Annotated in this window: 18 protein-coding genes; 6 read left to right on the forward strand and 12 right to left on the reverse strand. The window is 69.0% G+C overall.

Annotated elements, in window-relative coordinates:
* Nucleotides 1–38 precede the first annotated feature (38 nt).
* On the forward strand, nucleotides 39–1,523 hold the full coding sequence (locus tag BLR21_RS20920; RefSeq protein ID WP_256334830.1) for an FAD-dependent monooxygenase: 1,485 nt from the start codon (nucleotides 39–41) through the stop codon (nucleotides 1,521–1,523).
* On the opposite strand, the gene BLR21_RS20925 is transcribed toward BLR21_RS20920, so the two are convergent.
* The 4 genes from BLR21_RS20925 to acs form a co-directional block, all read right to left on the reverse strand.
* The gene (locus BLR21_RS20925) at nucleotides 1,495–2,412 is read right to left on the reverse strand and encodes an alpha/beta fold hydrolase (RefSeq protein ID WP_030477581.1); all 918 of its coding nucleotides are present in this window, start codon (nucleotides 2,410–2,412) and stop codon (nucleotides 1,495–1,497) included. The two genes, BLR21_RS20920 and BLR21_RS20925, sit on opposite strands and share 29 nt — an antisense overlap.
* Nucleotides 2,409–2,849 carry a phage holin family protein gene (locus BLR21_RS20930; protein ID WP_218130916.1) on the reverse strand — a complete coding sequence of 147 codons (441 nt, stop codon included), beginning with the start codon at nucleotides 2,847–2,849 and terminating at the stop codon, nucleotides 2,409–2,411. Before BLR21_RS20930 ends, BLR21_RS20925 begins: the two co-directional genes overlap by 4 nt.
* Entirely contained in the window at nucleotides 2,846–4,012 is a 1,167-nt protein-coding gene (gene nhaA, locus BLR21_RS20935) for a Na+/H+ antiporter NhaA (protein ID WP_090007514.1), read from the reverse strand. Before nhaA ends, BLR21_RS20930 begins: the two co-directional genes overlap by 4 nt.
* Before the next feature lie 130 nt (nucleotides 4,013–4,142).
* Nucleotides 4,143–6,125, reverse strand: coding sequence for an acetate--CoA ligase (gene acs, locus BLR21_RS20940; protein ID WP_090007515.1), 1,983 nt, complete (start codon nucleotides 6,123–6,125; stop codon nucleotides 4,143–4,145).
* A gap of 259 nt (nucleotides 6,126–6,384) precedes the next feature.
* Here acs and BLR21_RS20945 point away from each other — a divergent pair, with 259 nt between their 5' ends.
* A complete protein-coding gene (locus tag BLR21_RS20945; RefSeq protein ID WP_090007516.1) occupies nucleotides 6,385–7,113 on the forward strand; it encodes an oxidoreductase in 729 nt (242 codons plus the stop codon).
* On the opposite strand, the gene kynU is transcribed toward BLR21_RS20945, so the two are convergent.
* Complete coding sequence (gene kynU, locus BLR21_RS20950; RefSeq protein WP_256334831.1) at nucleotides 7,103–8,203, reverse strand: kynureninase; 1,101 nt, start codon at nucleotides 8,201–8,203, stop codon at nucleotides 7,103–7,105. The genes BLR21_RS20945 and kynU overlap by 11 nt on opposite strands.
* Nucleotides 8,200–9,015 carry a tryptophan 2,3-dioxygenase gene (locus BLR21_RS20955; protein ID WP_090007518.1) on the reverse strand — a complete coding sequence of 272 codons (816 nt, stop codon included), beginning with the start codon at nucleotides 9,013–9,015 and terminating at the stop codon, nucleotides 8,200–8,202. Before BLR21_RS20955 ends, kynU begins: the two co-directional genes overlap by 4 nt.
* A 105-nt stretch (nucleotides 9,016–9,120) precedes the next feature.
* On the opposite strand from BLR21_RS20955, the gene BLR21_RS20960 reads away from it, so the two are divergent.
* Genes BLR21_RS20960 through BLR21_RS20970 form a run of 3 tightly spaced genes read left to right on the forward strand, consistent with a single transcriptional unit; the run spans nucleotide 9,121 to nucleotide 11,164 of the window.
* Nucleotides 9,121–9,561: an Lrp/AsnC family transcriptional regulator gene (locus tag BLR21_RS20960; RefSeq protein ID WP_211257779.1), complete on the forward strand. Its 441-nt coding sequence runs from the start codon at nucleotides 9,121–9,123 to the stop codon at nucleotides 9,559–9,561.
* A 38-nt stretch (nucleotides 9,562–9,599) separates the two neighbouring features.
* Nucleotides 9,600–10,034, forward strand: a complete 435-nt coding sequence (locus tag BLR21_RS20965; RefSeq protein WP_090007519.1) for an RrF2 family transcriptional regulator — start codon at nucleotides 9,600–9,602, stop codon at nucleotides 10,032–10,034.
* Between the two features lie 11 nt (nucleotides 10,035–10,045).
* A complete protein-coding gene (locus BLR21_RS20970; protein WP_090007520.1) occupies nucleotides 10,046–11,164 on the forward strand; it encodes a globin domain-containing protein in 1,119 nt (372 codons plus the stop codon).
* Here BLR21_RS20970 and BLR21_RS20975 read toward each other — a convergent pair.
* The 3 genes from BLR21_RS20975 to BLR21_RS20985 all read right to left on the reverse strand — a co-directional run bounded on the left by BLR21_RS20975 (nucleotide 11,153) and on the right by BLR21_RS20985 (nucleotide 13,503).
* Nucleotides 11,153–12,064: an N-acetylmuramic acid 6-phosphate etherase gene (locus BLR21_RS20975; RefSeq protein ID WP_090007521.1), complete on the reverse strand. Its 912-nt coding sequence runs from the start codon at nucleotides 12,062–12,064 to the stop codon at nucleotides 11,153–11,155. The genes BLR21_RS20970 and BLR21_RS20975 overlap by 12 nt on opposite strands.
* On the reverse strand, nucleotides 12,061–12,981 hold the full coding sequence (locus BLR21_RS20980) for a MurR/RpiR family transcriptional regulator (RefSeq protein WP_256334832.1): 921 nt from the start codon (nucleotides 12,979–12,981) through the stop codon (nucleotides 12,061–12,063). Before BLR21_RS20980 ends, BLR21_RS20975 begins: the two co-directional genes overlap by 4 nt.
* Before the next feature lie 75 nt (nucleotides 12,982–13,056).
* Nucleotides 13,057–13,503, reverse strand: a complete 447-nt coding sequence (locus BLR21_RS20985; protein WP_090007523.1) for a carboxymuconolactone decarboxylase family protein — start codon at nucleotides 13,501–13,503, stop codon at nucleotides 13,057–13,059.
* A 49-nt stretch (nucleotides 13,504–13,552) separates the two neighbouring features.
* On the opposite strand from BLR21_RS20985, the gene pdxR reads away from it, so the two are divergent.
* Nucleotides 13,553–14,890, forward strand: coding sequence for a MocR-like pyridoxine biosynthesis transcription factor PdxR (pdxR, locus tag BLR21_RS20990; protein ID WP_256334833.1), 1,338 nt, complete (start codon nucleotides 13,553–13,555; stop codon nucleotides 14,888–14,890).
* Here the strand turns inward: pdxR and BLR21_RS20995 are convergent.
* The 3 genes from BLR21_RS20995 to BLR21_RS21005 are packed head-to-tail and all read right to left on the reverse strand — an operon-like array spanning nucleotide 14,873 to nucleotide 19,261.
* A complete protein-coding gene (locus BLR21_RS20995) occupies nucleotides 14,873–16,396 on the reverse strand; it encodes a serine hydrolase domain-containing protein (protein ID WP_090007525.1) in 1,524 nt (507 codons plus the stop codon). The two genes, pdxR and BLR21_RS20995, sit on opposite strands and share 18 nt — an antisense overlap.
* A 7-nt stretch (nucleotides 16,397–16,403) precedes the next feature.
* Nucleotides 16,404–17,609 carry an exo-beta-N-acetylmuramidase NamZ family protein gene (locus BLR21_RS21000; RefSeq protein WP_090007526.1) on the reverse strand — a complete coding sequence of 402 codons (1,206 nt, stop codon included), beginning with the start codon at nucleotides 17,607–17,609 and terminating at the stop codon, nucleotides 16,404–16,406.
* Nucleotides 17,606–19,261, reverse strand: coding sequence for a glycoside hydrolase family 3 protein (locus BLR21_RS21005; RefSeq protein WP_090007778.1), 1,656 nt, complete (start codon nucleotides 19,259–19,261; stop codon nucleotides 17,606–17,608). The genes BLR21_RS21000 and BLR21_RS21005 overlap by 4 nt, the downstream gene beginning before the upstream one ends.
* Nucleotides 19,262–19,866: the final 605 nt, after the last annotated feature.

Genomic DNA, 19,866 nt, shown 5'->3' on the forward strand with positions numbered 1-19,866 from the left:
GTGTATTGAGCGATACGCCGTATTGAGAGGGGATGGTCGTGCAGACTTCGGTGTTGGTGGTCGGGGGAGGCCTGGCGGGAACGTCGGCCGCGTTGTTCCTCGCGTGGCGCGGGGTGCCCGTGACGTCGGTGGAGAAGCATCCGGGCAGCTCGGCGCACCCGCGAGCGGTCGGTTTCAACGCTCGGGTCGGCGAGTTGCTGCGGGCGGCCGGGCTGGAGGACGAGCTGCCGCCGAGCAGGATGACGAAGGGCTTCGGCGTCCGACGGGTCAGGGCCGAGAGCCTGGTGGGGAAGAAGTTCGACGAGACGTTCTGGACGCCACCGGCCGAGCTCTCCGACGTCGAGCGCTCGCCGGCCACGGGCGTCGGTGTGGCCCAGGACCGGATGGAGCCGATCCTGCGCGACAAGGCACGCGAACTCGGCGCGGACATCCGCATGAGCACCCGGATGCTGGAGTTCACGCAGGACGACGAGGGCGTCACGGCGATCGTGCGGGGCGACGGCGAACCGTACGAGATCCGTGCCGACTACCTGATCGCGGCCGACGGGCACCGCAGCCCGATCCGGGAACGGCTCGGCATCGGCCGCACCGGCCGCGGGTACCTGCACACCTCCCGCAGCGTGCTGTTCCGCGCGCCACTGGAGGAGTACCTGAAGGACGGGATCGGTCAGTTCGTCATCGACGGCGTCGGCTTCCTGACCACCTACGGCGACGGCCGCTGGGTCCTCATGCTCGACGACCGCGAGTACGACGAGCCGGAACTGCGGCAGAAGATCTTCCAGGCCATCGGCCGCGACGACCTCGACGTCGAGATCATCACCACCGGTCGCTGGACGATCAGCGCGGCTGTCGCCGACCGGTTCTCCCAGGGCCGGATCTTCCTGGCGGGCGACGCCGCGCACACGTTGCCACCGAGTCGCGGCGGGTTCGGGGCGAACGTCGGCATCGAGGACGCGCACAACCTCGCGTGGAAGCTCGCCGCGGTGCTGAACGGCGAGTCACGACCGTCCCTCCTGGACACCTACGACGCGGAACGGCGTCCGGTCGCGACCCTCTGCCACCAGCAGATCTTCGCGCGCAACGACGGCCACAACCGGGACGGCGAGCCGGACGACGCGCCGCTGTACGACAACAACGCCATGCACTTCGGCGTCCTCTACCGCTCGGACGCGGTGCTCGGCGCGGGCCCGGAGCTCCCGCCCGCGCAGCTTCCCGAGCAGTGGAACGGCCAGCCGGGCACCAGGGCGCCGCACGCATGGATCGGGCCGGGCAGGTCCACTTTGGACCTGTTCCAGCGCGGCTGGGTGCTCGTCGCCGACCACCCGCAGTGGGAGGAGGCCGTGGCGGGCCTGGCCGTCCGGTACGAACGGATCGAGCAGCTGGAGGTGTTCGGGCTGTCCGCCAAGGGTGCGTCGCTGATCAGGCCGGACGGTTACGTCGCCTGGCGGTCGGTGGATCTGCCGGACGACCCGGCTGCCGCACTCGCGACCGCGTTCAGCTCAGTTTCTGCAGGAACTCGGTGATCAGCCTGCTGGTGGTGTGGGGTGCCTCCTGGTTCGGGAAGTGCCCCACCTCCGGCAGGTAGCGGAACTCCGACTCGGGCCCGAGCCACGGCAGCGAGTCACGTGCGGAGGACTCCAGGACGATCGGGTCCAGCGCGCCGTGGATCTGCAGCACCGGCACCTGCACCGGCTTGTCGACGGCCTCGGCGAACCGGCGGCCGTCGCTGCGCAGCTGTGAGCGCACCGCCCAGCGGTAGTACTCCAACGCGCTGTGGGCCACGCCCGGCACCGTCATCGCCTGGCGGCAGCGGCGGATGACCTCGTCGAACTCGGGCGCCGACCGCCACTTCGGGCCGGACCACGCGGACAGCAGCTTGGCTACCTGCAGACCGTTCTCGGCGGTCAGCCAGCGTTCCGGGTGGATCGGCAGCTGGAAGCGCAGCACGTGCGAGTTCGTCCGGGGATGCCTGCGGAACGTCCGGCGCGTCACCAGGGGGTGCGGTGCGGACAGCACGGAGATCGACGAGACCACGCGCGGGTGCATGGCGCCGACCGTCCACGCCGTTGCGCCTCCCCACGCGTGACCCACGAGGTGCGCGCGCGGAGCGCCGAGCGCCTTGACCAGACCGGCGATGTCACCCGCGAGGGTGAAGCCGTCGTAGCCGCGCGGAGGTTTGTCCGAGTCGCCGTAGCCGCGCAGGTCCACGGCCACGGCGCGATAGCCGGCCTCGGCCAGTGCGGTCAGCTGGTGCCGCCACGACCACCAGAACTCGGGGAATCCGTGCAGCAGCAGCACGAGCGGGCCCTCACCGAGCTCGGCGACGTGCAGGCGGATGCCGTTGGCCGAGACGTCGCGGTGCGTCCACGGACCCGCGACCCGCACGACGGACGGGTCGGGTTTGCGGCTCAGTTGTCGTCGCCCCTGCGCGTGAGGGCCGCGACCGTGTCCTTCGCGGCCGCGATCGACTTCTCCGGCGCCCTGATCTTCTTGACCTTGCGGTAGCCGAGCAGGGCGAAGGTGATGGCGCTCAGCACCATCACGACGAACACCAGGGCGAATCCACCCCAGGTGTGCCAGCCGAACCACTGCGCGAAGCCAAAGCCGAGGGTCATGAACAGGAAGAACAGAGCGAAGCACAGGATCGTCAGCGCGACGATGAAGAAGACGCCGCCCCTCACGCCCTTCTTGATCTCGGCCGCGATCTCGCCCTTGGCGAGCTCGACCTCTGCTCTGACCAAAGTCGACACGTGGGCGGTCGCATCACGGACAAGACCGCCGATCGACGCTTCGGCCGTCGGGTCGTCTGCGGTCAGCGGAATCGACGCGATGTGCTCCCTGGTGGTCACTCGGACATGGTGCCATGAGCCCGGCTACGACGAATGAGCAACACCGCGGCGAGCAGCGACGCGATCATCGAGGCGATCAGCACGGCGGCCTTCGCGGTCTCCGGCTCGTCGAGTGAGAGGTCCGCGATCAGCAGGCTGACGGTGAACCCGACCCCGCCCAGTGTCGCCACCGCCACGATGTCGCGCGGCCCCGCGCCGGACGGCCAGACCGCCGCCTTGAACCACACCGCGAGCGCCGACGCCCCCACGATGCCGATCACCTTGCCGACGACCAGTCCCACCATCACGCCGAGCGCGATCTTGTCCTCGAAGACCTTCCCCAACGCCTCGGCGCCCACCGGCACCCCCGCCGCGAACAGCGCGAACACCGGCACGGCCACCCCGGCCGACCACGGCTGCAGCCGGTGCTCCAGCCGCACGGCCGGCGCCTCCTGCTCGTACGGGTCGCGCCGCACCCGCGTCAGCAACGCCAGCGCGACGCCCGCGATCGTGGCGTGGATGCCCGACTCGTGCATGAACCACCAGGTGCCCAGCGCGATCGGCACGTAGATCCAGGGACTGGTGATCCTTTTGCGCTGCAGGAACCAGTACAGCGCCAGCAGCAGCACGACCGCGCCCGCCGCGAGCAGGTTGAACTTCGCGGTGAACAGGATGGCGATCAGGATGATCGCGCCCAGGTCGTCCACGACGGCCAGCGACAGCAGGAACACCCGCAGGCTCGACGGCAGCCCCGACGCCGTCAGCGCCAGCACCCCGAGCGCGAACGCGATGTCCGTCGCCACCGGAATCGCCCACGCCTTCTCGATCCCCGGCTGCCCCCAGCCGATCGACAACGCGACCAGCGCGGGCACGACCATCCCGCCGACGGCCGCGACGATCGGCAGGATCGCGGCCTTCACGTTGGACAGTTCGCCGACGACGAGCTCGCGCTTGAGCTCCAGCCCGGCGACGAAGAAGAAGATGGCCAGCAGACCATCCTTGGCCCAGTCGCCGACCGACAACGGTCCCAGGTGGAGGTCCCGCAGGCCGAAGTAAGAGGGGGAGAGCGGCGAGTTCGCCCACAACAGTGCGATGGCGGTGGCGATGAGCAGCACGGTGCCGCCCACGGTTTCCGTGCGCAGGTAACGGGCGAAATCGGCGACTGCGGCCTTCTTACGCGACAAAATGGCTCCTGGGGCGATCAGCGGGTACGCGAAATACTCCTGCCGACCAGACTTCCCGGCTCACCAAGATGGAATCTTAACGCGAACGGGCGCCCTCAGGTGAGGACGCCCGTCACGTTTGCAGCAGAAATCAGTCCTCGGACTTGCCCGACTGCAGACCGGCCGAGATCAGGTCCATGACCGACGAGTCGGCCAGCGTCGTCACGTCGCCGACCGCGCGGTTCTCCGCCACGTCGCGCAGCAGGCGGCGCATGATCTTGCCCGAGCGCGTCTTCGGCAGCTCCGGCACGACCATGATCTGCCGCGGCTTCGCGATCGGGCCGATCTCCTTGGCCACGTGGTCGCGCAACGCCTTGATCGCGTCCGCGCCACCGGCGTCCGCACCCGCGCCACCGCGCAGGATCACGAACGCCACGATGCCCTGGCCGGTCGTGTCGTCGGACGCGCCGACGACGGCGGCCTCGGCCACGGTCGGGTGCGACACGAGCGCCGACTCGACCTCGGTGGTCGAGATGCGGTGACCGGACACGTTCATCACGTCGTCGACGCGGCCGAGCAGCCAGATGTCGCCGTCGGCGTCGTACTTCGCGCCGTCACCGGCGAAGTAGAAGCCCTGCTCGCCGAAGCGCGACCAGTACGTGTCGCGGTAGCGCTCCTCGTCGCCCCAGATGCCGCGCAGCATCGACGGCCACGGCTCGTCCAGCACCAGGTAGCCACCGCCACCGGCCGGAACCTCGACGCCCTCGTCGTTGACGACCTTCGCGCCGATGCCGGGCAGCGGCTGCTGCGCCGAACCGGGCTTGGCCGAGATGACACCGGGCAGCGGCGAGATCATGATCGCGCCGGTCTCGGTCTGCCACCACGTGTCGACGATCGGGGCCTTGCCGCCGCCGACGTTCTCGCGGTACCAGATCCAGGCCTCGGGGTTGATCGGCTCGCCGACCGAACCCAGCACGCGCAACGAGCTGAGGTCGTACTTGGCCGGGATGTCCGCGCCCCACTTCATGAAGGTGCGGATCAGCGTCGGCGCCGTGTAGTAGATCGAGACGCCGTACTTCTGCACGATGTCCCAGTGCCGGCCCTCGTTCGGGGTGTTCGGCGTCCCTTCGTAGACGACCTGCGTCACGCGGTTCGACAGCGGGCCGTAGACGATGTAGCTGTGGCCGGTGACCCAGCCGATGTCCGCGGTGCACCAGTACACGTCGGTGTCCGGCTTGAGGTCGAACACGTAGTTGTGCGTGTACGACGCCTGCGTGAGGTAGCCACCGGACGTGTGCAGGATGCCCTTCGGCTTACCCGTGGTGCCCGAGGTGTAGAGGATGAAGAGCGGGTGCTCCGAGTCGAACGCCTCGGGGGTGTGCTGGTCGGACTGCGAGTCCACCAGTTCGTGCCACCACACGTCCTTGTCGGTCCACGCGACCTCGGTGTCGGTGCGCTTGACGACGATGACCTTCTCCACGGACGGCGCGGCGGCGACGGCCTCGTCCACGGCGGGCTTGAGCGGAGCAGGGGTGCCGCGGCGGTACTGGCCGTCGGTCGTGATCACGAGCCGGCACGAGGAGTCCTCGATGCGGGTGCGCAGCGCCTCGGCGGAGAACCCGCCGAACACGACGCTGTGCATCGCGCCGACGCGGGCGCACGCCAGCATCGCGAAGATCGCCTCGGGGACCATCGGCATGTAGATCGCGACACGGTCCTCCGCGCCGATTCCCAGCGACGTCAACGCGTTCGCGGCCTTGGAGACCTCGCGCTGCAGCTCGGCGTAGGTGATGGCGCGGGAGTCACCGGGCTCGCCCTCCCAGTGGATGGCGACCTGGTCGCCGTGGCCCGACTCGACGTGGCGGTCCACGCAGTTGTAGGCCACGTTGAGCTTGCCGCCGACGAACCACTTGGCGAAGGGAGCGTCGGACCAGTCGAGTACCTGGTTCCACGGGGTGTCCCAGTGCAGCCGTTCCGCCTGCTTGGCCCAGAACGCCTCGCGGTCGGCCTTCGCCTCCTCGTACAGCGCGGGCTGTGCGTTCGCCTGTGCCGCGAACTCGTCGGAAGGCGGGAACGTCCTGCTCTCCGTGAGCAGGTTGTCCAGAGCGTTGCCCTGGCCTGGCGACTGCGTCATGGTGCGAGACCTCCTGGAAAGTCCAGACCGGTTGGGGATGCGGGTACTGACCGTAGTGCGAGCCAGCTCACTTCCAACAGGCTCCTCCCTCAAAAGGTTCAGACCAATCTTGGGAGGTTGGTTACACGGCTGTCATTGTGTAACCCGTTTTGTCTGGTCCAGGCACGTGTGGCGCGTTGAACGGGCGCAGTTGCGCGCCCAACGGTTGGGGCAGTGAGCTGGATCACCCGTTTCACCTGGTCAGGTACTCTGCGCGACCGTGACCGATCCTCTCGCACCGCTGCTTTCCTTGCCTGGCGTGGCAGACGCCGCGAGCGCCGCCAAGGACGCCGTCTTCCAGGTGCACCGCCATCGGGTGAACCTGCGCGGCTGGGCCACGACGGCGGCCGAAGCGTCCGTCCGCGCGGCCCGTGCGTCGGCGGCTCTGGAGGGCGGTCCGACCGACATCCCGGAGTCCGGCGAGGTCTCGGAACCCGTGCTGGCAGGGTCTTTGCGGATCGCGGAGGCACTGGGCGGGCTCGTCGCCACGTGGCAGCGCGCGCCGTTGCAGGCCCTCGCGCGGTTGCACGTTCTCGCCGCCGCCGACCTCACGACCGACGTCGGACGCCCGCGTGTCTCCGAGGACGTGTCGCAACGGCTCGACATGCTCGGCTCGCTGGTCACCGGCGGCACGTCCGTGCCGGCGCCGATCGTCGTCGCGGTGGTGCACGGTGAACTGCTCGGGCTGGCGCCGTTCGACGTCGCGAACGGCGTGGTCGCCCGTGCGGCCGCGCGGATGACGTCGATCTCCACCGGTCTCGACCCCAAGGGCCTCGGCGTGCCGGAAGTGGCGTGCCTGCGCCGTTCGGCGGAGTACGAGGCCGCGTCCGTGGCGTTCGCGTCGGGGTCCCTGGAGGGTCTCGCGCAGTGGATCCTGTTCGTCTGCTCGTCGCTGGAGGCGGGCGCCCGCGAGGCGAAGAGCATCGCGGACGCCGCACTCACCGGGTGATGTCCGCCAGCACTTCGGCCGCCCTGATCGCGTCCTCGTCGGTCACGTAGAGCGGGGCGAAGCCGAACCTGAGGATGTCCGGCGGCCGGTGGTCGCCGATGACGCCGCGCGCGATCAGTTCGTCCATCACGGCCCTGGCGTCCGGGCAGCGCACCGAGATCTGGTTGCCCCGCTGCTCCGGCGTGATCACCTCGAGGTTCGTGAGCTTCTCGACGTGCTCGCGGAACAGCGCGGTCAGTGCCAGGCCGCGCTGCCGCAGTTCGGCCAGGTCGACGTCGTCCCAGACGTCCAGGGACGCGTCGAGCGCCAGCATCGACAGGATGTCCGGCGTGCCGACCCGTGCGCGGACGATGCCGGGGTCCGGCTCGTAGGACGGCTTCATGCCGAACGGCTCGCGGTGGCCGTTCCAGCCCGACAGCGGGTTCTCGAACGTCGCCTGCCTGGCGTGCGGCACGTAGACGAACGCCGGCGAGCCCGGTCCGCCGTTGAGGAACTTGTAGGTGCAGCCGACCGCGAAGTCGACCTCGAGGGCGTCCAGTTCGATGGGCAGCACGCCGGCGCTGTGGCAGAGGTCCCAGACCACCTGCGCGCCGACGTCGTGCGCCTGCTCGGTGAGCGCCTTCATGTCGTGCAGCGCGCCGGTCCGGTAGTCGACCTGGTTGAGCAGCACCACGGCGGTGTCCTCGCTCAGGTCCAAAGAGGACGGATGCGCGGCACGGATCTTCAGTCCCGTCAGCGAAGCCACCGACTCCGCGATGTAGCCGTCGGTCGGAAACGTCGACTCGTCCACGACGATCTCGGTGCGGCTCGTGCCCCTCACCGCGCCCATCAACGCCTTGAAGACGTTGACCGACGTCGAGTCGCCGACGACGACCTGACCGGGAGCGGCTCCGATCAGCCGGCCGATCCGGTCGCCGATCCGTTGGGGCGCCTCCCACCAGCCCTCGCTCCACGACCTGATCAGCCGCGTGCCCCACTGGTGCTTCACGACCTCCTGCATCCGCTCGGCGACGTGCTTCGGCGGCGCGCCGAGCGAGTTGCCGTCGAGGTAGATGACGCCTTCGGGGATGTCGAACAGCTCGCGCCTCACACGTAGCTCCTCGCGGTCCACAGCTCGGGGAACACCGCTCGTTGGGTGCGCTTCTCCAGCCATGCAACACCAGCGGAGCCGCCGGTGCCGACCTTCGAGCCCATCGAACGGCGGGTCGCCAGCAGGTGGTCGTAGCGCCAGCGCGCGAACTCCTCGGCGATGTCGGTCAGCGCCTCGCCCAGTTCCAGCAGGTCGCGGTCGTCGCCTCGGTAGATCGTCGCCCACACCTGCTCGACCTCGGCCGACGGCTCGTAGGCCTTGGTCAGGTCGCGGTCCAGCACGCTCTGCGGGATGTCGAAACCCCTGCGCTTGAGGGCCGCGAGCACGTCGTCGTAGAGCGAGGGCAGGGCCAGCGACTTCTCCAGCTGGTCGTGCATCGCCGGCACCGCGCGGTGCGGCACGAGCATCGACGCGGACTTCTCGCCGAGCAGGAACTCCATCTCGCGGTACATGCCCGACTGGAAGCCCGACCCCTCGCCGAGCGCGTCGCGGAACGAGTTGAACTCGGTCGGCGTCATCCGCGCGATCGGCCGCCACGCCGCCGAGAGCGCCTGGAGGTGCAGGTCGGAACGCCGGAGCGTGCGCACGGCGGCTTTCAGGTCATCGGCACGCAGTTCGGTCTGGGCCTGCCGCCACTCGAAGCAGAGCAGGCCGAAGTACAGCTCCATCACCTGCGTGATGACCAGGAACGACATCTCACGGGGATCTTTGGACCACTGCTGTTGAAGGGTGTGCAGCACCGACGCGTGCACGTAGTCCTCGTACGGCGTGGTGCCGCCGAAATCCAGCTTGGGGGATACGGGGCAGCTCATGGCTCAATCGTCGCCGGAACGGCCCGTCACCTGAATGGGCGACGAAAGGCGTTCGGCGCGAACTTCTTCCAATCGCAAAACGGATCGCCGAGTAGCTTTGCGTTCATGTTGGACGAGGTGGACAAGGCCCTGTTGGAGGCACTCCAAGAGGATGCGCGGCTGTCGTACAACGAACTGGCCCGCCGGGTCCACGTCTCACCGCCGACGGTCGCGCAGCGGGTCCGCCGGCTCGAGAACATGGGCGCGATCACCGGCTATCGCGCCGTGGTCGACCCCACCGTCGTCGGACGTCCGGTCGTCGCGTTGGTGCGCATGAAGTGCTACGGCCCGCGGTGCATCACCGTGCACCCCGAACTGCTCGACGATCTCCCCGAAGTGGTCGAGGTCGTCCGGCTGACCGGAGACATCTGCTCGGTGGTGAAGGTCGTCACCACGTCGATCGTCGAGTTGGAACGGCTGCTGGTCCGGCTGGCCGCACACGGGGAGACGTCCAGCGCAATGGTGCTGTCGACGCCCATCCCGTGGCGTCCGGTGTTGCCTGGATAACACGCATCTCAGATTCCAATTAAGCTATTCTCGATCTTGTGAGGCTGACCAAGAGCACCGACATCGCGCTGCGGATCGTGATGCGGCTGGCCGTTGCCGACGCCTCGGCGAACCCGACCACACGGGAAGTCGCCGAGGTCATGGGCGTGCAGTACACCCACGCGGCCAAGGTCGTGGCCCAGCTCCAGCACCTCGGCGTGGTCGTGGCCCGCCGCGGCAGGGGTGGCGGCCTGGCGCTCGCCGAGACCAGACGGTCCGTCTCGGTGGGGTGGCTCGTGCGCCGGCTGGAGGGCGAGGGCGACGTCGTCGACTGCGAGGGCGACGCGCCGTGCCCGCTGAGCACGGCCTGCCGCCTGCGCCAAGCGCTGCGCCAGGCCCAGGAAGCCTTCTACGCCTCGCTCGATCCGCTGAGCGTCGAGGACCTCGTCGCTGATCCCACCGGTCCTGTCCTGCTCAGCCTGCGGCTGAGGTGAGGAGATCCTCGATGTTGTCCCCGAAGTCGGCCGAACTTCTCGAAGCCACCCTGCCCGCGGTCGGCGCCGCCATCGGTGAGATCAGCGCGCTGTTCTACGAGCGCATGTTCGCCGAGCACCCGATCCTGCTGCGGGACGTGTTCAACCGCGGCAACCAGGCCAACGGCACGCAGTCCCAGGCGCTGGCCGGGTCGATCGCCGCGTTCGCCTCCGGCCTGCTCGCCGGTCGGACGCCCGACGCGATGCTGAGGCGGATCGCACACAAGCACGTCTCAGTCGGCGTCACGCCCGGCCAGTACGCGGTCGTGCACAAGCACCTGCTCGGGGCCGTCGCCGACGTCCTGGACGTCCCGGCCGAGGTGACGGCGGCCTGGAGCGAGGTCTACTGGCTGATGGCCGACACGCTGATCGGCCTGGAGCGGTTCCTGCCGCAGGGGCAGCAGGAGCACCGGGTGATCGCCCGGTTCCAGGAGACCGAGGACGTGGTGACGTTCGTGGTCAGGCCGGTCGACGGGGAAGTGCGCGCGGGTGAGCCGGGGCAGTACGTCTCGGTGCAGGTCCCGCTGGCCGACGGCGCCCGGCAGATCCGCCAGTACAGCCTGTCCGGACGGTCCGACGACGCACTGCAGTTCTCGGTGAAACGCGACGGCGAGGTGTCGAACCACCTGCACGACTCCGCGCCCGTCGGCAGCACCGTGCTGGTCAGCCACCCGGCAGGGGACCTGACGCTGCAGCCCGGCGACGGTCCGGTGCTGCTCGCGTCGGCGGGCATCGGCTGCACGCCGATGATCTCCATGCTCGCCGAGCTGGCCGCCACGGACTCACCCCGGCAGGTCGTCGCCGTCCACGGTGACCGCGACCAGCTCACGCACCCGTTCCGCGCGGAACTCGCCCAGCTCGTCGCCAAGCTGGAGAACGCGCGGGCGCACGTCTTCTACGAGCGGCCGCTCGGCGACTGGCCCGCCGAGCGGACCGGGCTGGTCGATCTCGGCGGGGTCGAGCTCCCGCGGGACACCATCGCCTACCTGTGCGGGCCGGTGCCGTTCCTGCGCGCGATGCGGGCCCAGCTCCTCGAAGCGGGTGTCACCGACATCCACTACGAGGTGTTCGGCCCGGATCTAACCAGCTAGCCGGTCCAGGGCGTGGCGGACGTGGCCCTTGGTGTCCTGCAGGGCAGCGGCCGCACGTTCGGTCGGTGCGCCGGAGAGCAGGTGGACCAGCGCCACCTTGAGATCGCCGTCCGCGTCCGCCAGCGCCTGCTCGCACGCGTTCTCGGGCTGGCCGGTGGCCTCGTGCAGGATCCGGATCGTCCGGCCGCGCAGCTTCGCGTTGGTGGCGCGCATGCTGACCATCAGGTTCGAGTAGGTGCGGCCGAGCTTGATCATCACCGCCGTGGAAAACGATGTCAGGACCAGCTTCTGGGCCGATCCCGCCTTCATCCGTGTGGAGCCGGCGATGGCCTCCGGGCCGGTGTTCAGCGCGACGAGGACATCGGGCGTGAAGGGCACCGACGCGTTGTTCGACACCAGCACGGTGTGGGCACCAAGCGCTTGCGCCTCCTGCAGCGCGCCGATCACGAACGGCGTGCGCCCGGACGCCGTCACGCCCACGACCAGGTCCTTCGCGGTGGCGTGGCGGCGGATCAGGGCGGCGCCCGAGTGGTCCTCCACCTCTTCGACGGCACGGACGAGGGCTTCCGGACCGCCGGCGTGGTGGGCGACGAACCAGTCGGCCGGGGCGTTGAACGTCGGTACGAGCTCAGCGGCGTCCAGCGTCGCCAGACGCCCTGACGTGCCCGCGCCGACGTAGTGCACGCGGCCACCGGACATGATCGCCGCGACGCCCAGGTCGACGGCGCCGGCCAGTTCCGGCAGTGCCTGCGCGACCGCCGCGGGGACCGTGCGGTCCTCCTCGTTGATCATGCGCAGCACGTCGATCGTGGAGACCCGGTCGATGTCCGCGGTGCGCGGGTTCCGTTGCTCGGTCGGAGATTCCACGCGCACCACCACACCGTTCCGGGGGGAGATCATTTAGTCGTCTCCCGCGGCCGCCGCCGGCCGTCTGGTCTGGCACCGAGCCGATGGCCGGACACCGCTTCGTAGGTCGCCTCCAGCGCCATCTTCGCCGTGTCCACGTGGTGCTGGGCGACGCCGATGAACAGGCAGTCGATCACCGTGAGCTGGGCGATGCGGCTCGCCATCGCGCCGGAGCGGAACGTGGTCTCGCGCGCGGCCGTGGTCAGCACGTGGTCGGAGACCTCGGTGATGGGCGAGCGCGGGAAGTTCGTCAGCGCGACGGTGGTGGCGCCGGTCTCGCGGGCGACGCGCAGGGCCTCGACGGTCTCCGCGGTCGAGCCGGTGTGTGAGATGCCCACGGCGACGTCCGCGGCCGTCAGCACGGCGGCCGACGTCAGCGCGATGTGCGTGTCGTTCCACGCGAAGCAGGTGAGCCCTATGCGGTGCAGCTTCTGCTGCAGGTCGAACGCGACGAACGCGGACGCGCCGAAGCCGTAGACGTCGACACGACGGGCGCCCGCGACCGCTTGGACGACCTTGTCGAGCGACTCGATGTCGAGCTGCTCGGCGGTCTCCTCGACGGCGCGGGCGTCGGCGAACGCGACCTTGCCGACGACCTGCTTGAGGTCGTCGCCCGGTCCGATGTCGCCACCCATGTCGTGGTTGGCCCTGACCTGGTTGCGGGCCGTGTCGGCGGCGAGCGCGATGCGCAGTTCCGGATATCCACCGACGCCGATGGCCTTGCAGAACCGCGTCACCGTCGTCTCACTCGTGCCCGCCTGCTCGGCGACCTCGGTGATGCTGCGGTGCGCGACAGTTCCGGGGTTCTCCAGCACCACCTTCGCGACGCGCTGCTCGGCGCGCGCGAGACCCGGCAGCAACGACCGGATCTTCACCAGTGGACTGGACTCGGCACTGCTTTCAGTGGACACGTGGGAAACTTACTAACCGCCACTCCAAGGGTCAACGGAGTGTGTCCGAAAGTCACCCTCTCGGCCCGGAACGGCTCACTGGACGGCGGGCTTCTTCCTGGTCGACACGGCGATCCGGTTCCACGAGTTGATGGTGAAAATCAACGCGATGAGCTGCGCGAGCTCCTCCTCGCCGAAGTGCTTCGCGGCCTGCTCGTAGACCTCGTCGCTGACGTACTCGTGGCTGCTCATGACGGTGATGGCCTCGGTGAGCCGCAGTGCCGCCTGCTCCTTCTCGGTGTAGAGGTCGCCGGCCTCCTCCCACGCGTTGAGGAGGTAGATGCGGGCCTCGGACTCGCCGCCCTTGCGGGCGTCCACGGTGTGCATGTTGAGGCAGTAGGCGCAGTGGTTGAGCTGGGAGGCGCGGATGCGCACAAGCTCGGCGAGCTGCTCGTCGAGACCCTCGCGGGCGGCGGCGTCGAGGGCGATCATGGCGCGGTAGACCTTCGGTGCCTTCTTGGCGAGGTCGATGCGGTTCGTCATGGCTCAAACCTATGGCGCTGATTGGCCCTGTGCATGGTGCAATCTGATCGTGGAATCGTGGGCCAATCTTGACTTCCACCTGGACCTGTCCGGCCCGGGTGGTCTGCGGCACCGGTTGACGGCGTCGTTGCGGGAGGCGGTGCGGTCGGCGCGGCTGCCGCCCGGCACCCGCCTGCCGGCCTCGCGGTCGCTCGCGCTCGACCTCGGGATCGCGCGCAACACCGTCGCCGAGGCTTATGCGGAACTGGTGGCGGAAGGCTGGCTGACCGCGCGTCAGGGTTCGGGAACCGTTGTGGCGCAACGAGTCGAGCCTCCTCGTCCAGTCGCCCGCCGGGCTGTGGACGCCGAGGTGCGGTTCGACCTCAGGGTCTCCACGCCGGACGTCACCGAGTTCCCGCGCGCGGAGTGGATCCGTTCGACGCGGCGGGCGCTCACGGCGGCGCCTTCGGAGGCGTTCGGGCCGGGAGATCCGCAGGGCCGGATCGAGCTGCGGACGGCACTGGCCGAGTACCTCGCGCGGGCGCGGGGCGTGCGTGCCGATCCCGAGCGGATCGTGGTGTGCTCGGGGTTCGGGGGTGCGGTCCAGATGTTCGACCGGCTGCTGACGCCGCCGGTCGTCGTCGAGGAGTACGGGCTGGGCTTCCACCGGTCGCTGTGGACGTCGACCGTGCCGTTGGCGGTGGACGACCACGGTGCGAACACCGAGCAACTGCCGGACAACCTGCGGGCGTGTGTGTTGACCCCCGCGCACCAGTTCCCGTTGGGCGGCCCGTTGCACCCACGGCGGCGTGCATCGGCCGTGGAGTGGGCACGGCGCGTGGACGGCCTTGTGCTGGAAGACGACTACGACGGCGAGTTCCGCTACGACCGGCAGCCCGTCGGCGCCGTGCAGGGGCTCGACCCGGAGCACGTCGTGTACCTGGGCACGTCCAGCAAAGCGTTGTCACCGGCGCTGCGGATCGCGTGGATGGTGCTGCCGGACCGGTTCGTGGACCCCGTGCTGGCGTTGAAGACCGCTCGCGAACAGCACATCAGCATGCTCGACCAGTTGACGTTGGCCGACTTCCTGGAGTCTGGGTCGTACGACAGCCATGTGCGCCGGATGCGGTCGAAGTACCAGCGGCGCCGTGACCGGCTGGTGGAAGCCGTCTCGCCGTACGCGTCGGTGTCCGGCATCGCGGCCGGGATGCACGCAGTGCTTGACACGCCTCACGAAGCGGAGATCGTGCGGACCGCGCGTGAACGTGGGATCGAGCTCAGCCCTCTCTCGTGGTTCCGGCACGAGCTGAGCGACGACGACCGCACGGGGATCGTGGTGAGCTTCGGAGCGCCCGCGTTTGCACGGGCGCTCCCGCTGTTCACCGAGGTGCTAGCGGCGTGCCACTGACCAGCCTTCGGCCGTGACGTCGCCGCGTGCGTGCACGTAGACGCCGCGGCCGTCGTACTGGCCCGCCTTGGTGTAGACGAACCTGGTCTTCACGGATTCCGTTGGCACCCAACGGCGTCCGGTCGTCGTGATGGTGCGCGCGTCCTGCCAGTCCGTGCCGTTCCAGTGCTGGACGGTCAGCTTGTCGCCCTTGTCGACGTCCACGAAGACCTCGACCGGACGCTCCGCGGTGAGGGTGCCGCCGGAAGTCGTTGCGCGCCATTGCTTTCCGTGTGACTTGACGGCGAGGGCGTTCGCCAGGCCGTCGGCGGCGACGCGGCGGGCCGGGTTGACGCTGCCCCAGTCACGGCTCGGGTGCACGCGGTTCGTCAGCAGGATCGCGATCGAGCGCGAGGCCTTGTCGATGACGAACGACGTGCCGGTGTAACCGGTGTGGCCCGCGGTTCCCGGGCCGCTCAGCGCGCCCATGTACCAACGCTGGTCGAGTTCGAAACCGAGCCCGTGGGCGTTGTCGGGGAACTGCTGGTTGAAGTTCGTGAGCATCAGCTCGACCGAGTGTTCACTGAGGATTCGGCGACCTTGGTAGGTGCCGCCGTTGAGGATCGCCTGGCCGAGGATGGCGAGGTCTTTGGCCGTGCCGAACACACCGGCGTGGCCCGCTACTCCTCCGAGGGACCACGCGTTCTCGTCGTGCACCTCACCCCGGACGATGCCGCGTGGCGGTGCCGACTGGAACTCCGTTGCGGCCGTGCGGTCCTTGGCCTTCGGGTTGTAGCCGGTGTCCTTCATGCCGAGCGGCCTGGTGATGCCGTCGCGCACCGCCTGGTCGAGCTTCTTGCCGCTGACCTTGAAGACCAGCTCCCCGAGCGTGATCAGGTTCAGGTCCGAGTAGACGTACGTGGTGCCGGGCGTGGACTTCGGCTTCACGTCCATCACGGCTTTGATGCGTGACGGGACGTCGGGGTACAGCTTCCACAAAGGAATGAACGGTTCGAGGCCGCTCGTGTGTGTGAGGAGCTGCTTGACGGTGATGTTCTCCTTGCCGTTCACTCCGAACTCGGGCAGGTAGGTGGCGACCTTCTCGTCGATGCCCACCCGGCCCTGCTCGACCTGCTGGATCACCGCGATCGACGTGAACAGCTTGGAGATGGAGGCGAAGTCGAAGATCGTGTCCTTCTTCATCGGGACGCGTTCGGCTTCGGGCAACTGGGTCTGCTGATCCTGGTAGAGAACGGCGTAGCCCGTGCGGTTGTGTGTGACGATCTTGCCGTCGTGCACGTACATCGTGACCGCGCCTGCGTAGAGCGGCTTGCCGTTGGCCTGGGGTTTCGTGAAGTCGCGGAGCTGGAGCAGGGCCGTGTTGATCGGCTCGGGGTCGAGGCCGGCCCAGAACGGGTTCGACGCCCGCAGCGTCGTCCACTGGTGTGCGAAGCCGTCCTGGGGCTGGTCGAAGTGGCCGGGGACCATGGCTGTCACGAGTGCGGTGGCCAGGGCAGGGATGAGCATGGCGTCCTCACCGGTAGCGCAGGTAGGGCAGGCGGGTGCGGCGGAACTGCTGGAGCTCCTGCTGCCACGCGCCGACGACCTCGGCCAGGGGAGCCTGGGCGTCGATCATCCTGCGCAGCCGGTCGGAGCCGCTGAGCTTGTCGATCCAGTTGTCGGGGCGCCACGCGAACACGCCGGGGTACAACGACTTCACGGTGATCAGCATGGCCACGGCGGCCTTGATGGCGTCGAACTTCCGCGGGTCGGTGACGTGCAGGGTGACACCGCCGCAGGTCTTGCCCTGGAACTTGTTGAACGTGGGCGAGAAGTAGGTCTCGCGGAACCGGACGCCCCCGAGGTCCAGGGCGTTCAGGGCCTCGGCCCAGCGCCAGTCGATGCCGGGCGCCCCGACGGTCTCGAACGGGCGGGTGGTGCCGCGGCCCTCGGACAGGACCGTGCCCTCGAACAGGCACGTGCCGGGGTAGACCAGCGCGGTGTCCGGGGTGGGCATGTTCGGGCTCGGCGGGACCCACGGCAGGCCGGTGTCGAGCTGGTTCCTGCGCCAGCCCCGGACGTTGACCACGTCGAGTTTCGTGGCCAGGTCGAACTCGCCCTTGAAGTAGCGCGCCAGTTCGCCGACCGTCATGCCGTGTTGCTGCACGATCGGTTTCAGTCCGACGAAGGTCGCGTAGGCGGGGTCGAGCTGCGGGCCGTGCGCGGTGCCGCCGATGGGGTTCGGGCGGTCCAGGACGATGAAGTCCAGGTTCGGCGCGGCCTCCATCGCCACGTACATCGACCAGATGTAGGTGTAGAAGCGCGCGCCTACGTCCGCGATGTCGAACACGACCGTGTCGATGCCCGCTTTCGTGAACATCGCTTGGAGCTTTGCGGCGTTGGCGCTGTACGCGTCGTATACCGGGATACCGGTGCGTGGGTCCGCGTAGTCGCCTTCGGAGCCACCTGCCTGCGCCGTGCCGCGGAAGCCGTGTTCCGGTCCGAAGACGGCGGTCGGTTTGGCGCCGTGGGCGACCATCGAGTCGACGATGTGCGTCTGGTCCTTGAGGACGCCCGTCGGGTTCGTCAGCACGCCGACCTTGCGGCCCTTGAGCTTGCGCCAGCCGTCCTGCGCGAGCTGTTCGGCCGCGGTGGCGAGCTTCGGGGTCGCGCCGGCGCTGGCGGTGCCGGCGAGAGGGATGGACAGGGCGCCTGCCGCGAGGAAGCTCCGCCTTCTCACCAGGTCACTCCGTGTCCGAACGGGTAGGGGGTGGGGCCTGGCACGTCGACCGGGAGCTTGCCCTGCGGCTTGACCTCGCCGAGCAGGACCCTGGCCAGCGCCTCCATCGAGACCGTGGTGGTCGAGTAGGTGGCGAGCCACGTCCTGGCGCCGCTGTGGGCGACGTCGTACGGGTTGCCGGTGGCGGCCGCCACGACGGGCTTGCCGGTGGCGACGAGCTTGTTGATCAGGTCGACCTGGGCGGGCCTGGTGCTCGCGTTGTTGGTCAGCACCACGATCTTGTCCGCGTTGGCCGCCGCGGCCACCGCCTGCTGGATCTGCGCGGCGGTGGGGCTCGTCGCGGTGACGAACCTGGTGCCCTTGAGCCTGGTGGCGAGGGCCGTGGTGGTGGCGTCGCTGGTGCCGACGACCAGGGGAGCGGTGGCGTTCAGCGGGAGCGCCTGGGCGTCGTTGCGGACGACCGTGATGGTGCGGTCGGCGATGGCCTGGGCCTCTTGCGTGCCGGAACCGACGATCTGGTCGACCTTGTTCACGTCGACCTCGGCGGTGAGCATGACGCCGCGCAGGAGCTTCATCTTGAGGATGCGCAGGACGCTCTGGTCGATGCGCCGCTCGGTGATCTCACCGCTGCGGACGGCCTTGACGACGCTGTCGATCGCGAGGCCGAGGTTCGGCGGCATCAGCAGCTGGTCGACGCCCGCCTTGATGGCCAGCACCGGGATCTCGGCGTCGGAGTGCAGCTTGCGGACGCCCGCCATCTCCAGCGAGTCGGTGACGACCACGCCGTCGTACTTGAGCTCGTCGCGCAGCAGGCCGGTGATGATCTTCGGGCTGAGCGTGGCCGGGTTGCCCGACGGGTCGATCTGCGGCACCTGGATGTGCGCGGTCATGATCGAGTCGATCTTGGCGGCGATGGCGGCGGAGAACGGCGGCGCGTCGATCTGGCGCCACTGGTCGAGGCTGCGGTTCGAGACCGGCAGGGCGGTGTGGCTGTCCTCGGACGTGTCGCCGTGGCCCGGGAAGTGCTTGGCGGTCGAGGTCACCGAGGTCATGTCGAACCAGCGGCGGCCCTCGTAGCCCCGCACCTGGGCGGCGACCATGTCGGCGGCGAGCTTCGGGTCGCTCGAGAAGCTGCGCACGCCGATGATGGGGTTCGCCGGGTTGGAGTTGACGTCGGCGTCCGGCGCGAAGTTCTGGTTGATGCCCATCGCGCGGAGCTCCCGGCCAGTGATGCGCGCGGCTTCTTCGGCGTCCTCGGTGCTCCGGCCCGCGCCGAGGGCCATGGCGCCCGGCAACTGGGTGGCCGGCGGGCCGATCCGCGTGACGAGACCCGTCTCCTGGTCGGTCGAGATGAGCAGCGGGATCTTGGAGGCCTTCTGCAGGCCGTTGGAGAGCTGCGCGATCTGCTTGGGGGTGTCGATGTTGTCGCGGCTCGAGTTGTTGAAGTAGATGACGCCGCCGGGCTGGTACTTGCGCACCATGTCCGCGGCCGTCGCCACTCCGAAGTCGGTCTGGTTCTTGGGGTGCGGGACGTCGGCGGCCTGGCCGTTGACGTACGTGACGAAGAGCTGGCCGACCTTCTGTTCCAGCGACATCCCGCGCAGTGTGGTCACCGAGGCGTCCGCTCTCGCCACCGGCGTGAGGGCGACCATGGCTGTGACCAGCGTCAACGCGGCGAACTTCCGCACTTGTCCGTGCCTCCCGGTGATGTTCCCACAGGTAACTGGCGTATTTCGCAAGTTACTCACGACTGCGTGGTGGGTCAACGGGCGCACATTCTGCCGTTCGGTGGGAGTTTTTCACGCACAAGCAGACGGGGCACCCTCGAAAGGGTGCCCCGTCTTCAGCGCGGGCTTGCGAGTTACCAAGCGTGCAACTCCAGTCGTACAACCCTGGCCTCGGCGTCCGGCGTCCCGGTACGCAGGCCCTAGACGACAAGCCTCCCGCGGCGTGCTGCGCGTGGGTACTCGAAGTCCGCGCACGGAGCTTGGTCGGGGTGGATCCTGACTTCTCTTCGTCTGGCCCCTGGCCGACCCCAGGTCCGCACCACCTATTTAAGTGCGTGGGCCCGGTCACAGCAAGGGCTCGGACGGGTGCACCGGTCAAGCCACGTTCAGTAGTGAAAGTACTGGGGTTTCTGGATTTGTGAGGTTGTGTTCGTGTTCGGTACCGCCGGGCGGGCGGCGCCGGACACCCACCGGGGGCACCACGTGTGCGGCGCGTTGCCGCTACTCGCCGGTACCCGTCTCTTCTCGGT

The organism is Lentzea albidocapillata subsp. violacea (assembly GCF_900100275.1).
Classification (GTDB): Bacteria; Actinomycetota; Actinomycetes; order Mycobacteriales; family Pseudonocardiaceae; genus Lentzea; species Lentzea violacea.

Coding starts and splice junctions, on each gene's coding strand:
- BLR21_RS20955 (WP_090007518.1), bottom strand. CDS start 9,015: ATGAGCTGCCCCGTATCCCCCAAGCTGGATTTCGGCGGCACCACGCCG.
- BLR21_RS20960 (WP_211257779.1), top strand. CDS start 9,121: ATGTTGGACGAGGTGGACAAGGCCCTGTTGGAGGCACTCCAAGAGGAT.
- BLR21_RS20985 (WP_090007523.1), bottom strand. CDS start 13,503: ATGACGAACCGCATCGACCTCGCCAAGAAGGCACCGAAGGTCTACCGC.
- BLR21_RS20970 (WP_090007520.1), top strand. CDS start 10,046: ATGTTGTCCCCGAAGTCGGCCGAACTTCTCGAAGCCACCCTGCCCGCG.
- BLR21_RS20975 (WP_090007521.1), bottom strand. CDS start 12,064: ATGATCTCCCCCCGGAACGGTGTGGTGGTGCGCGTGGAATCTCCGACC.
- BLR21_RS21005 (WP_090007778.1), bottom strand. CDS start 19,261: ATGGTCGCCCTCACGCCGGTGGCGAGAGCGGACGCCTCGGTGACCACA.
- BLR21_RS20995 (WP_090007525.1), bottom strand. CDS start 16,396: ATGCTCATCCCTGCCCTGGCCACCGCACTCGTGACAGCCATGGTCCCC.
- acs (WP_090007515.1), bottom strand. CDS start 6,125: ATGACGCAGTCGCCAGGCCAGGGCAACGCTCTGGACAACCTGCTCACG.